This window comes from Verrucosispora sp. WMMA2044 (assembly GCF_027497155.1).
Classification (GTDB): Bacteria; Actinomycetota; Actinomycetes; order Mycobacteriales; family Micromonosporaceae; genus Micromonospora; species Micromonospora palythoicola.
Map to the genome: position 1 here is coordinate 2597075 of NZ_CP114913.1, position 12494 is coordinate 2609568.

Genomic DNA, 12494 nt, shown 5'->3' on the forward strand with positions numbered 1-12494 from the left:
CGGGTCCGCCATTGACCGGCCCGACGGGAAGGACGAACGCATGCCGACCCCACCACCACAGCGGCGACTCGGTCGAGCACTGGCCTTCGGGTTGGTGCTGACCACCGCCGCGGTCGCCACGAACACCCCGGTCAGCGCAGGCTCGCCCCGACCGACCGGCCCCACCTTCGGTCCCAACGTCACGATCTTCGACCCGAGCATGCCGGTCAGCCAGATCCAGGCGACCCTCGACGCGGCGCACGCCGCACAGGTCGACAACGAGATGGGCACCACCCGGCACGCCTACCTGTTCCGGCCCGGCCATTACGGCACGGCCGACCAGCCACTCCAGATCAAGGTGGGCTACTACACCGAGATCTCCGGCCTCGGGGCCTCCCCCACCGACGTGGTCATCAACGGCAAGGTCGAGGCGTACAACCGGTGCCTCACCGAGGGCGGCACCGCCAACTGCATCGCGCTGGTCAACTTCTGGCGCACGCTGAGCAACCTGTCGCTGCGGATCAACGCCGCCGGCCAGGACGACTGCCGTGCCTCGGCCAACTTCTGGGCGGTGTCCCAGGCGGTGTCGATGCGTCGGCTCGACATCAGCGGCGGCGGCCTGTCGCTGATGGACTACTGCACCAACGGGCCGCAGTACGCAAGTGGCGGCTTCATCGCCGACTCCCGGCTGCCGGCCACCACCAACGGCTCGCAGCAGCAGTGGCTAACCCGCAACAGCGAGGTCGAGAGCTGGTCCAACGCCGTGTGGAACCAGGTGTTCGCCGGGGTGGTCGGCGCGCCTGACGACGCCGGGTTCCCCGACCCGCCGTACACCACGCTGGACACCACCCCGCTGAGCCGGGAGAAGCCGTACCTGTTCGTCGACGCCAGGGGCAAGTACCAGGTCCGGGTGCCGGCCGTACGCCGGGACACGCGCGGCATCACCTGGGGTGACCGGATGACGCCGGGGCGGACCATCCCGATCAGCGACTTCTTCGTCGCCCGGCCGTCCGACCCGGTGCACGTCATCAACCGGGAACTCGCCCGGGGCCGGCACCTGCTGCTCACCCCCGGGGTGTACGACGTGGCCCGCAGCATCGAGGTCCGCCGGCCCGACACGATCGTGCTCGGCATCGGGCACGCCACCCTGACCGCGGTCAACGGCGCGGTACCGCTCGACGTCGCCGGGGTGCCCGGCGTGGTCGTCGCCGGGGTCACCATCGACGCGGGCCTGAAGGAATCACCGGTGCTGCTGCGGGTCGGCCGCAAGCACGGCCGCAACCACAGCACCCCGCGCAACCCGATCACGCTGTCCGACGTGTACTTCCGGGTCGGCGGACCGCACATCGGCAAGACGGACACCGCCCTGGAGGTCAACAGCGACCACGTGCTGATCGACCACACCTGGGTGTGGCGGGGCGACCACGGTGTCGAGGGCTTCACCGAAGGCGTCAACGACGACACCGACCGCTGGCGGACCAACACCGGTCGCTACGGCGTCGTCGTCAACGGCGACCACGTCACCGCCACCGGCCTGTTCGTCGAGCACTTCCAGCGGTACAACACCGTGTGGAACGGTGAGCACGGCACCACGATCCTCTACCAGAACGAGCTGCCCTACGACCCGCCCACCCAGGCGGACTGGCACAACGGCACGGTCAACGGGTGGGCCGGCTACAAGGTCGGCGACCGGGTCCGCCACCACACCCTGCACGGTGGCGGGGTGTACGTGTTCAACCAGAACAACCCGTCGATCCGCACCGAGAACGGCTTCGAGGTGCCGGTACGCCCCGGCATCCGGCTGCACCACATCATGACGGTGAACCTCAGCGCCGGCACCATCGACCACGTGGTCAACGGCGTCGGCGAGGCGGCCGGCATGGACCGGGTCGGCGCTCCGGTCTACCTGGAGCAGTACCCGTAGCACCACCGGCGGGGGCCGGCGGCTCGCCGGTCCCCGCGGACGCGGTTCAGTCCACCACCGGGCTGCGGCGTTCCAGCAGGACGACGTCGCGCCAGCGGCCGTGGTGGCGGCCCACCCGCTCGCGGGTGCCGACCACCCGGAAACCGGCCCGCCGGTGCAGCGCCAGGCTGGCGGTGTTCTCCGGGAAGACACCGGACTGGATCGTCCAGATGCCCGCCGCGTCGGTCGACTCGATAAGCGCGTCGAGCAGCAGCCGGGCCACTCCCCGCCCCTGCGCGGCCGGGTCGACGTAGACGGAGTGCTCCACCACCCCGGCGTAGACCGCCCGCGCCGAGGTGGGCGACACGGCGATCCACCCGATGACCGGCCCGTCCCCGTCGACCGCGACCAGCCGGTGCGCCGGCAGCCGGCCGGCGTCGAAGTCGCCCCAGGTCGGTGCGACGATCTCGAAGCTCGCGTTCCCGCCGTCCAGCCCGGCCTGGTAGATCGCCAGTACCCGCTCGGCGTCGTCCGCCGTCATCGGGCGCAGCCGCACCTCGGCCCCCGCCGGCTCGTCTCGGATCATGGGCGAATCGTAGGCGATGGCGCCGGGACGGCCCGCACGGCGATCGGAACCGCACCGCAGCACCGACACCTCGGCCGTTTCGGTCGCGGATCGAAGCACCACTCGCCGTCGGGCCCGACCCCGGCGACCGCTGCGGGCCACCGCACTAGCTTCCGGGCCCCCGCCGGTGCCGCTCACCGCGGCAGCCCAGTCGACGCGAGCGGAGCCGCCGGGCGGTACGCCCCCGGCCGGTGGACGCATCCGGCCTCCCGGACGAGTCGCGCTCCCCCTCCGCCACGTGGACGACCGTGTCGAAGGTGCTGGTGAAGCGCTGGCGCAGGGACGGTGGCAGGGGTGCCCGGCTGACCCAGCGGCGCAGCCGGGGCAGCGAATCCCGGCCCCGGGCCGCGTCGAGCAGCGCCGCGTACATCGCCGACGTGCCGTGGAAGACGGTGACCTGTTCGCGCAGCATGAGATCCAGCGCCGCCGGGCCGGTGAAGCGGCCCAGCAGCACCAGGGTCGCTCCCGCCCGGAAGGTGCCGGTCAGCGTGATGGCCTGACCGAACCGGCCGCCCAGCGGCAGACAACCGAGCACCACGTCGGTGTCGTCCAAGTCCACCTCAGGTCGGCCGGCCGGGTTGACGTCGGCGAACCCGCTGGTCTGGCCCGGTGGCGTGACGCCGAGATCCTCCAACCGGGGCACGTCGGACGGGCCCCGGCTCGGACCGACCGTGAGCAGCGGGACGCCGGCCCGTGCGCTGATCCGCCGCCCGGCGGCCAGGTGCGAGGTGTGGCAGACCAGCAGCCGCGCCTCCCGGGCCAGCTGGACGGCCTGCGGACCGACCGGTACGCCGACCGGTACGGCGACCGCACCGGCGGCGAGGGCACCGAAGTAGACGCGGGGGAAATCCACCACGTTCGGCGCGAGCAGGGCCACCGCGTCACCGCCGCGCACCCCGGCGGCCCGCAGCCCGGCGCCGTAACAGCGGGCCTCCAACCACAGTTCGGCGTACGTGACCCGGACCCGGCCGTCGATCACGGCGACCGTGTCGGCGTGCCGGTCGGCGGAACCGGCCAGCACGGTCGCCGGGGAGAGCGCGGTCATCGGGGCGGGTCCGTGTACAGCCGGCTGACCGTCTCGGCCACGCAGACCGGCTTGCCACCGCCGTCGCCCGCCACGGTCACCGTGGCCACCAGCTGCGCCCCGCCCTCGAACGGGCTGACCTGGTCGATCGTCGCGACGACCCGCACCGAGCTGCCGACGCGTACCGGTGCGGGGAAGCGGACCCGGTTGAGGCCGTAGTTGACCCCCATCCGCACCCCGTCCACCCGGTACAGGCGGCCGACCAGCGCGGGCAGCAGGGCGAGGGTCAGGTAGCCGTGGGCGATGGTGCCGCCGAACGGCCCGGCCGCCGCCCGTTCCTGGTCGAGGTGGATCCACTGGTGGTCGTCGGTGGCGTCGGCGAACAGGTTCACCCGACGCTGGTCGATGGGGAACCACGGACCGGGGCCGAGTCGTTCGCCGACCGCGGCGGCCAACTCGTCGAGGCTGGCGAAGCTTCTCATCCCAGGTGCCCTCCGAGCTTCGTGTAACCGCGCAGCAGGTCGCGGGCGATGATCAGGCGCTGCATCTCGTCGGTCCCCTCGAAGATCCGATACAGCCGCACCTGCCGGTACCAGCGTTCGATCGGCAGCTCGCGGGTGTAGCCCATCCCGCCGTGGATCTGCATGACCCGGTCGACCACCCGGTTGACCATCCCGGCGCCGTAGAGCTTCGCCATCGAGGAGGCGTGCCTCGGGTCCAGACCGGCGTCGACCGTCCAGGCGGCGCGCAGGATGAGCCAGCGGGCCGCCTCAAGTTCGGTCTCCGAGTCGGCGATCATCCACTGGATGGCCTGGTTGGTGCCGATCTTGGACCCGAAGGTCTCCCGGGTGTTGGCGTGGTCGATGGCCATCCGCAGCGCGCGTTCGGCGATGCCGACGGCGTGCGAGGGGATGGTGTAGCGCCCCTTGCCGATCCACTGCATGGCCAGGGTGAAGCCCTGCCCGACCTCGCCGAGGATGTTGCGGTTCGGCACCCGTACGTCGTCGAAGAACAGCGAGGCGGGCCCGCCCTCGCCCATGGTGGGGATGAACTCCGACCGCCAGCCCATCGCCCGGTCCACCAGGAACGCGGTCGCCCCGCCGTTGCGGGCTCCGCGCTCGGGGTCGGTGACCGCGATGACGATGGCGAAGTCGGCCTCGTTGCCGCCGGTGATGAAGGTCTTCTCGCCGTTGAGGATCCAGTCGTCGCCGTCGCGGCGGGCCCGGAACCGGATGTTGGCGGCGTCGGAGCCGGCACCCGGCTCGGTGATGGCGAAGCAGGAGTTCCGCTCCCCCTCGATGGTGGGCAGCAGGAACTCCTGCCGCTGGTCCTCGGTGGCGTGGAAGAGGATGTTGTCCGCCTCGCCGCCGAAACGGAACGGCACGAAGGTGCGGCCGATCTCCGTCCAGATCAGCGACTGGACGACGGCCGGCAGGTCCATGCCGCCGTACTCCGCTGGCGTGGCCAGCCCCCAGAAGCCGAACTTGCGGGCCTTGAGCTGCAACTCCCTCAGCTCGGAGCGTTCCAGGCCGGGCTGGTGGGCTCGCTCGCGGCGCAGCAGCTCCTGCTCCAGCGGCATGACCTCGCGGGTGATGAAGTCGCGGGCGGTGTCGCGGATCGCCCGTTCCTCGTCGGACAGCCCGAAGTCCATGTGCTCACGGTTCCTCTCCCGAATTCAGAAGGCGTTGACGCCGGTGAGCGCCCGCCCGATGAGTAACTGTTGGATCTGGCTGGTGCCCTCGTAGAGGGTGGCGACGCGGGCGTCGCGCAGGTACTTGCCGACCGGGTACTCGTCGATGTAGCCGTACCCGCCGAAGACCTGGATGGCGTCGTTGGCCGCGCGGACGGCGGCCTCGCTGGCGAACAGCTTGGCCATCGACGCTTCGGTGGCGAACGGCTGGCCCCGGTCGATCAGGTCGGCGACCCGCCAGACCAGCAGCCGCGCGGCGGCGGTGTCGACCGCGATACCGGCGAGCAGTTGCTGCACGAGCTGGTGGCCGGCGATCGGCTTGCCGAACTGCGTGCGGGTTCCGGCGTAGTCGACGGCGGCGTCCAGGCAGCCCTGGGCGATGCCGACGCAGCCGGCGGCGACCGACATGCGTCCCTTGGCGAGGGTGGCCAGCGCCAGCTTGAAGCCGGCGCCGCACTCGCCGAGCCGGGCGGTGTCGGGCACCCGGACGGCGTCGAGAACGAGTTCGGCGGTGGCCTGCCCGCGCAGGCCCAGCTTGCCCTTGATCTCCGACCGGCTCAGGCCGGGGCTGTCGGTCGGCACCAGGAACGCGGTGATGCCCCGGTGGCCCGGGCCGCCGGTACGGGCGAAGAGCAGCGCCACGTCGGCGGTGGTGCCGTTGGTGATGAACGTCTTGCGACCGGAGAGCAGCCAGTCGTCACCGTCGCGGACCGCCCGGGTGGTCAGCGCCGCCGCGTCCGAGCCGCTGTCCGGTTCGGTGAGCGCGAAGCAGCCGAGCGCGGCACCGGAGCAGAGCGGCGGCAGCCACCGTTCGCGCTGCTGCGGGGTGCCGTGGGCGGCGATCGACTTGGCGACCAGGCCGAGCGAGACCGACACGATGCCCCGGACAGCGGAGTCACCCCGGCCGAGTTCCTCAAGCACCAGGCAGTACGCGAGGTGGTCGCCGCCGGATCCGCCGTACTCCTCGGCGATGGTGAGGCCGAGGAAGCCGACCTCGCCGAGCTTGCCGACGATCCCGGGGTCGACCGCCTCGCGTCGGTCCCAGGCCGTCGCGTGCGGCACCACCTCGCGGTTGACGAAGTCGGCGGCGAGCGAACGGACCGCGACCTGCTCGGCCGAGAGGTGAAGGTCCATGGCAATAAACTAGCGGTGCAAGTTTTATGCTGTCCAGACCCCGGTGTGGCAAAGTTCCCCGCGAGCCACCCACCAGAAGGAGGACGCCCATGCCCCGGCCGCGACAGGCCCTGCTCAGCCGGGAGCGGATCGTCGAGGCCGCCGCCGCGTTGATCGACGCCGAAGGGCTCGACGCGTTCTCCACCCGCCGGCTCGCCGCCGCGCTCGGCGTACGCGGACCCTCGCTGTACAACCACTTCGCCACCAAGGACGAGATCCTCGACGCGGTCGCGGACAGCATCACCGGCCAGGTCGACGTGTCGTACTTCGGCGAGGTCGACTGGCGTGAGGCGCTGCGCCGCTGGGGTCACTCCTACCGGGCCGCCCTCGCCGCCCACCCGAACATCGTGCCGCACCTGGCCCAGGGCCCGGGCCGACGCCCGGCGGCCCTGGCGATGGCCGACGCCGTCTACGGCGGGCTGGTCGCGGCGGGTTGGCCACCCGCCCGGGCGACGCACATCGGCGCGCTGATGCGCTACTTCGTGATGGGTTCCGCGCTCAGTTCCTTCGCCCAGGGCTTCGTGAAGGATCCGGGGCTCTACGCGGAGCAGTACCCGCACCTGAGTCAGGCCCACCGCCTGGCCGAGCACCAGCACCAGGTCGACGAGGGCGCCTTCGCGCTGGGTCTGGAAGCGCTGCTCGACGGGCTGTCGCACACCTACGAACGCGTCGTCGGCCCGCTGCCGCCCCTCCCGCCGAACGGCCCGGCGTACTAGAGTCCAAACTTGCACCGCTAGTTTTGGTTGAGGTGAGGAGCCCATGGAATCCGTACGGACCGACTTCTACCTCGACGGACGCTGGGTGCGCGCTGCCGGCGGTGAGCCGTTGGAGGTGCACAACCCGACGACCGAGCAGGTCATCGGCACCGTCCCGGCCGGCACGGCCGAAGATGTCGACCGGGCCGTGGCCGCCGCGCGGGCCGCCTTCGAGGGCTGGGCGGCGACCGACCCCGCCGACCGGGCCGCCCACCTCGACCGGCTGCACGCCGCCCTGACCGCCCGCGCCGACGACATCGCCCACACCGTCGCCGCCGAACTCGGCACCCCGCTGAAGGTCGCCACCCGCGTCCAGGCCGGGCTGCCGCTGACCGTGCTGCGCAGCTACGTCGACCTGGCCGCGCACCCGCCCGCGCCGCAGACCGTGGGCAACTCCCTGGTGGTACGCGAACCCGTCGGCGTGGTCGGCGCGATCACCCCGTGGAACTATCCGCTGCACCAGATCGTCGCCAAGCTCGCGCCCGCCCTGGCCGCCGGCTGCACGCTGGTGCTGAAGCCGAGCGAGCTGACCCCGCTGACCGCCTACCTGCTCTTCGACGCCATCGCCGAGGCCGGCCTGCCGCCCGGCGTGGTCAACCTGGTCACCGGCACCGGGCCGGTGGTCGGCGAGGCGCTCGCCGGCCACCCCGGCGTGGACCTGGTCTCCTTCACCGGGTCCACCGCCACCGGCCGGCGGATCACCCACCTGGCCGCCGACCGGATCGCCCGGGTGGCGCTGGAGCTGGGCGGCAAGTCGGCGAACGTGATCCTCGACGACGCCGACCTGGCCGGCGCGGTCAAGGTGGGCGTCGGCAACGCGTTCCTCAACTCGGGGCAGACCTGCACCGCGTGGACCCGGATGCTGGTGCACCGGGACCGTTACGACGAGGCCCTCGACCTGGCCGCCAAGGCCACCGACGGCTACCGGCTCGGTGACCCGCTCGACCCGGCCACCCGGCTCGGCCCGCTGGTCTCCGCCCAGCAACGGGACCGGGTACGCGACCACATCGCGCGGGGCCTGGCCGACGGCGGCCGGCTGGTGGCCGGCGGCCCCGACGCCCCCGTCCCGCAGCGGGGCTGGTTCGTCGCACCGACCGTCATCGCCGACGTCGACCCGGACAGCGCCCTCGCTCAGGAGGAGGTCTTCGGGCCGGTCCTGGCGGTCATCCCGGTGGACGACGACGACCACGCGGTGCGGGTCGCCAACAACTCCCGCTACGGGCTGGCCGGCGCGGTCTGGTCCGGCGACGAGGAGCGGGCGTTGCGGGTGGCGCGCCGGCTGCGTACCGGTGCCGTCGACATCAACGGCGCACCGTTCAACCCGCTCGCCCCGTTCGGCGGCTACAAGCAGTCCGGCCTCGGCCGCGAGCTGGGCGTACACGGGCTGGAGGAGTTCTGCGAAGTGAAGGCGATCCAACGGTGAGGGGCCTGGTGGTCCGGGGCGTCGGCACGCCGCCCCGGGTGGAAAAGGTCGAGCTGCCCGCCACCGGCCCCGGGCAGGTACGAGTCGCGGTCCGGGCGGCCGGCGTCTGCCACTCCGACCTGTCCATGGTCGACGGCACCATCGCCGCGCCGTACCCGCTGCTGCTCGGCCACGAGGCCGCGGGCGTGGTGGTCGAGGTCGGCGCCGACGTCGACCGGATCGCCGTCGGCGACCACGTGGTGCTCGACTGGGCTCCCCCGTGCCGGGTCTGCTGGTACTGCGGGCACGGCGAACCGTGGCTCTGCGAACGCTCCGGCACCCCCGCCGCCACCGTCGGGCACACCATCGACGGCGAGCCACTGCACGTCACCCTCGGCCTCGGCGCACTGGCCGAGCAGGTGGTGGTGCCGCAACAGGCCGTGGTCGCCGTGCCGCCGGACCTGCCCTTTGCCACCGCCGCGTTGCTCGGCTGCGCGGTGCTCACCGGCGTCGGCGCGATCCGCCGTACCGCCGACGTCCGGCCCGGCGACTCGGTCGCCGTCATCGGTCTGGGTGGCGTCGGCCTCTCCGCGGTCGCCGCCGCCCGCGCCGCCGGTGCCGCCCGCGTCATCGCCGTCGACGTCGCACCCGCCAAGGCCGAGCTGGCGCACGCCGCCGGTGCCACGGACTTCCTGCTCGCCGACGACACCCTCAGCCGCGCGGTACGGACACTCACCGACGGCCGGGGCGTCGACCACGCGGTCGAGTGCGTCGGCCGGGCCGCCACCATCCGCGCCGCCTGGCGGGCCACCCGCCGCGGCGGGCAGGTCATCGTGGTCGGCATGGGCGGCAAGGACGACATGGTCGCCCTCAGCGCCCTGGAGATCTTCCACTCCGCCCGGACGCTGCGCTCCTCGGTGTACGGCTCCTCCGACCCGGACCGGGACGTCCCCGAGCTGGCCCGCGCGGTGCTCGACGGCACCCTCGACCTCGATTTCCTGGTCACCGACCGGATCACCCTCGACGCGGCACCGGAGGCGCTGGCCCGGATGGCCCGGGGCGAGGGCGCCCGCACAGTGGTCCTGTTCGACTGAAGTGGGCCAGGACCGTCTCCGGTCAGCCCACCCCAAGGGAGACGGCGAGCTGCGTGACCGTGGTCGGGGCGCGCGGGTCACGGATGATCTCGGCGAGTACTTCCCGTGCGGCGGGCCGATGCAAGACCTCGGCCGGTGCGGTGCGCTCGGCTTCGATCAGCATCCGGGCAGCGTTGGTCGCATCGTCGGCGTGAAGGTAGGCGCGGGCGACGTCGAGCAGGTGCGCGGCGCGGTGTTCAGGAGGTAGCCACCGCCAACCGGGCCGCCTGGTGGCCTTCTCGTGCCAGGCGATCGCAGCACGGGCGTCGCCGGATTCGACGGCGACGGCGGTACGCGCCAAGTCGACGGCGGTGGGTCCGAACCCGGTGTGGTGATGGTCGTGCCCGTCGCCGACCCGTTCGGCCATGCTGGCGGCCTCGTGGATCAGTTCGGTGGCAGCCGTCTCGTTTCCGTGCTGTGCGGCTGCCAGAGCGGCCTGGATGAGCAGGGTTCCACACAGTGACAGCTCCGCCGGCGTGCCGGACTCGATCACCGGCGGGGCGATCCGGTACGCGGCGGCGAGCATCACCGACTTCGCCTCCCGTGCCCGCCCCGACATGCGTAGCACCTGACCGAGTTGAACGGCTGCGGCTGCCACCAGGTGCCGGTCACCGGTGGCCGCGAGCATCGCCCGGTCGGTGGCCAGCCACGCCAACTCGGCGTCGCCGAGCTTGACCAGCAGGGCGGCGGTAATCCGGTACGCCTCCACCAGCGCTGTTCGACCCGGGACCGGGGCTTGGGCGTGAGTGCGCTGTGCATTGGTGAGCAGACCCGGTGCCATGTCGATCACCTGCTGGTAGCGGGCGTACTGAAACGTCGTCCACGCGTGCCCCACCTCCCGCAGCATCCGGTCCACCGGAAGCACCGGCCGCAGGCCCGCCGGCATGCCCAACGGAATCTCATACCGGGACAGCGCAGCCCTGATCCGATCGACACCCTCGGCGCTATGCGTCGCCGCGACAGGTTCGGCGTTCCCGCTGAGCAGGGCGGCGGTGTCGATACGCAGCACCCGGGCGATCTGCTGGAGAGTGGACAGTCTGTCCAACGATCGGGCTCCGCGCTCAACCTTGTCGACCCAGCTCTTCGACTTGCCGAGCCGGTCTGCGAACATCTGCTGCGACAGCTTCCGCCGCCCCCGCCAATACGCCACTCGCCGCCCGACCGGCAACAGCTCAACGCTGTCCACGACGCCACCGCCGGTCCGGTATCGCCCGGGTGATCTCCTCCGCCGGGATCCGCTCCGCCTCAGCCTCGGCGAGAAGCCGCCGCTTGGCCGCCTCTCGCTCGGCTGCCTGGATCTGCTCGCCCCAGCTCACCCCTGGCTCGTCGCCGTCACCCTGCATCCCCACCTCCATCGGCAGACGCGCGGCGGCAAGCCGGCCGTCGCAGGTCTACAGTGACGTCCAGACGTCACCGACTGCGACGGCACAAAGCCCGACAACTAGGCCACATTGGTGGCGACATAAAGGCGACACAGCGCTATCGTGTCGGTCATGGACGCCCCCAACACCGCCCTGCGAGCCATCCGCATCGGCATGCGCATGAGTCAGGACGACTTCGCCCGCGCGCTCCAGGCGGCCGGCCATCGCGTCGGCGAGCCCAACGACGCCAACAAGAGGCTTGTGCAGCGATGGGAGTCCGGCGCGATCGCCGCACCCCGGCCCGTGTACGCCCGCGCGCTGGAGGTCGTCACCGGCCTACCCATCTCGCTGCTAGGTTTCGCCGCTGTTCCCGGTGGACAGATCACAGATGACTCGCACGGCGGCCACGACCTGACATCTCCCATGTCCAGCCTGGCCACGCCGACGCCGAGGTCGACTACGGTTCACCAGTCATACGAGGGGGTCTGGCTCAGCCGCTACCAGTACTACTCCAGCGGCCGGGGGGACTCCTTCGCCGGACAGCACTTCGTCGTGGTGCTTCAACACAGCGACCGACTGACCGCACGCAGCCTGCCCGGCTCGGCAGCCTCATCTCTCTCGATGGACCTGACCATGGACGGCTCTGTCGTCACCGGCACCTGGGTCGAGCAGACCGACCCGGACGGCTACTACCGGGGTGCCCGCTATCACGGCGCGATCCAACTCCTGGCGGAGCCGACGGGTCGACGGATGGCCGGCAAGTGGGTCGGGTTCGGCAAGGACATGGACGTCAACACCGGCCCGTGGGAACTCATCTTCCGCGACGCCTCGACATCCAAAGCAACCCTCGACCGATACAACACGACTGCGACGATTGACGCTGCGAGGTGACGGTGCGCGAGGCCGAGGAAGGCTCCCATCCGCAGGGTTGGGCGGTCCGAGGGCTTCTCCTGCCGACGACGTTGGTCACCTTGCTGGAACAGGGCCTTTGGCGGCATCCCGGAGCCAAGAGGCTCCAGGACGTCATCCCTTGGTTCCGGGATCCCCTGATGTTTCCCGGCACTCTTGACCGGATGCGTTTCGAGAACGAATCCATGGATCTCTTCGCCGACGACGCCCCGTTGTCGCAGCTGTTTCGGGTGACCCGCGGCAGTCGAGCGGATCGTGCTGTCGATCTACCGTGGCTCGACGCTGAGCGAGCAGTCTTCATCGCGGTCAACCGAGACCCCGGAGCCGACGTCGCCCTAGCACTGGACTACCGCACCGATCTCGCCGATCCGAGGGTCGTCGCCAGTGACTTCTGGACCACCCCCAGCCAATGCTCGTGGCGGCTGGTGGCACCCACGTTCACGCACTTCCTCACGGTGCTCCACCTCAACCGACCTGGCGCTGCCGCCCTGGGCGGGACGCTTGGCTGAGCATGAGAGCAACTTCCCTGTTGCTGTCGTC

The 12494-nt window shown here is 71.6% G+C and carries 13 protein-coding genes; 6 read left to right on the top strand and 7 right to left on the bottom strand.

Features of this window, described 5'->3' with window-relative positions; translation table 11 throughout:
* Positions 1-40: 40 nt before the first annotated feature.
* Positions 41-1903, top strand: coding sequence for an adenylyl cyclase (locus O3597_RS11715; RefSeq protein WP_281604156.1), 1863 nt, complete (start codon positions 41-43; stop codon positions 1901-1903).
* A 46-nt stretch (positions 1904-1949) separates the two neighbouring features.
* Here the strand turns inward: O3597_RS11715 and O3597_RS11720 are convergent, their stop codons facing one another.
* The 5 genes from O3597_RS11720 to O3597_RS11740 form a co-directional block, all read right to left on the bottom strand.
* Positions 1950-2468, bottom strand: coding sequence for a GNAT family N-acetyltransferase (locus O3597_RS11720; RefSeq protein ID WP_281604157.1), 519 nt, complete (start codon positions 2466-2468; stop codon positions 1950-1952).
* Between the two features lie 145 nt (positions 2469-2613).
* Positions 2614-3552 (bottom strand): AMP-binding protein, encoded by a 939-nt coding sequence (locus tag O3597_RS11725; protein WP_281604158.1) that lies wholly within the window; start codon positions 3550-3552, stop codon positions 2614-2616.
* Complete coding sequence (locus O3597_RS11730; RefSeq protein WP_281604159.1) at positions 3549-4013, bottom strand: MaoC family dehydratase; 465 nt, start codon at positions 4011-4013, stop codon at positions 3549-3551. The genes O3597_RS11725 and O3597_RS11730 overlap by 4 nt, the downstream gene beginning before the upstream one ends.
* Positions 4010-5182, bottom strand: coding sequence for an acyl-CoA dehydrogenase family protein (locus tag O3597_RS11735; RefSeq protein ID WP_281604160.1), 1173 nt, complete (start codon positions 5180-5182; stop codon positions 4010-4012). The genes O3597_RS11730 and O3597_RS11735 overlap by 4 nt, the downstream gene beginning before the upstream one ends.
* Positions 5183-5206: 24 nt before the next feature.
* Positions 5207-6355 (bottom strand): acyl-CoA dehydrogenase family protein, encoded by a 1149-nt coding sequence (locus O3597_RS11740; protein WP_281604161.1) that lies wholly within the window; start codon positions 6353-6355, stop codon positions 5207-5209.
* Positions 6356-6444: 89 nt separating this feature from the next.
* Between O3597_RS11740 and O3597_RS11745 the strand changes: the two genes are divergently transcribed.
* The 3 genes from O3597_RS11745 to O3597_RS11755 are packed head-to-tail and all read left to right on the top strand — an operon-like array spanning position 6445 to position 9645.
* Positions 6445-7110: a TetR/AcrR family transcriptional regulator gene (locus O3597_RS11745; protein WP_281604162.1), complete on the top strand. Its 666-nt coding sequence runs from the start codon at positions 6445-6447 to the stop codon at positions 7108-7110.
* Positions 7111-7153: 43 nt separating this feature from the next.
* A complete protein-coding gene (locus tag O3597_RS11750) occupies positions 7154-8572 on the top strand; it encodes an aldehyde dehydrogenase family protein (protein WP_281604163.1) in 1419 nt (472 codons plus the stop codon).
* Positions 8569-9645, top strand: a complete 1077-nt coding sequence (locus tag O3597_RS11755) for a zinc-binding dehydrogenase (protein WP_281604164.1) — start codon at positions 8569-8571, stop codon at positions 9643-9645. Before O3597_RS11750 ends, O3597_RS11755 begins: the two co-directional genes overlap by 4 nt.
* Before the next feature lie 22 nt (positions 9646-9667).
* Here the strand turns inward: O3597_RS11755 and O3597_RS11760 are convergent, their stop codons facing one another.
* Positions 9668-10870, bottom strand: coding sequence for a helix-turn-helix domain-containing protein (locus O3597_RS11760; RefSeq protein WP_281604165.1), 1203 nt, complete (start codon positions 10868-10870; stop codon positions 9668-9670).
* Positions 10857-11027: a hypothetical protein gene (locus O3597_RS11765; protein ID WP_281604166.1), complete on the bottom strand. Its 171-nt coding sequence runs from the start codon at positions 11025-11027 to the stop codon at positions 10857-10859. The genes O3597_RS11760 and O3597_RS11765 overlap by 14 nt, the downstream gene beginning before the upstream one ends.
* A gap of 150 nt (positions 11028-11177) precedes the next feature.
* Here O3597_RS11765 and O3597_RS11770 point away from each other — a divergent pair, with 150 nt between their 5' ends.
* Complete coding sequence (locus O3597_RS11770) at positions 11178-11936, top strand: XRE family transcriptional regulator (RefSeq protein ID WP_281604167.1); 759 nt, start codon at positions 11178-11180, stop codon at positions 11934-11936.
* Entirely contained in the window at positions 11933-12463 is a 531-nt protein-coding gene (locus O3597_RS11775) for a hypothetical protein (RefSeq protein ID WP_281604168.1), read from the top strand. The genes O3597_RS11770 and O3597_RS11775 overlap by 4 nt, the downstream gene beginning before the upstream one ends.
* Positions 12464-12494 lie beyond the last annotated feature (31 nt).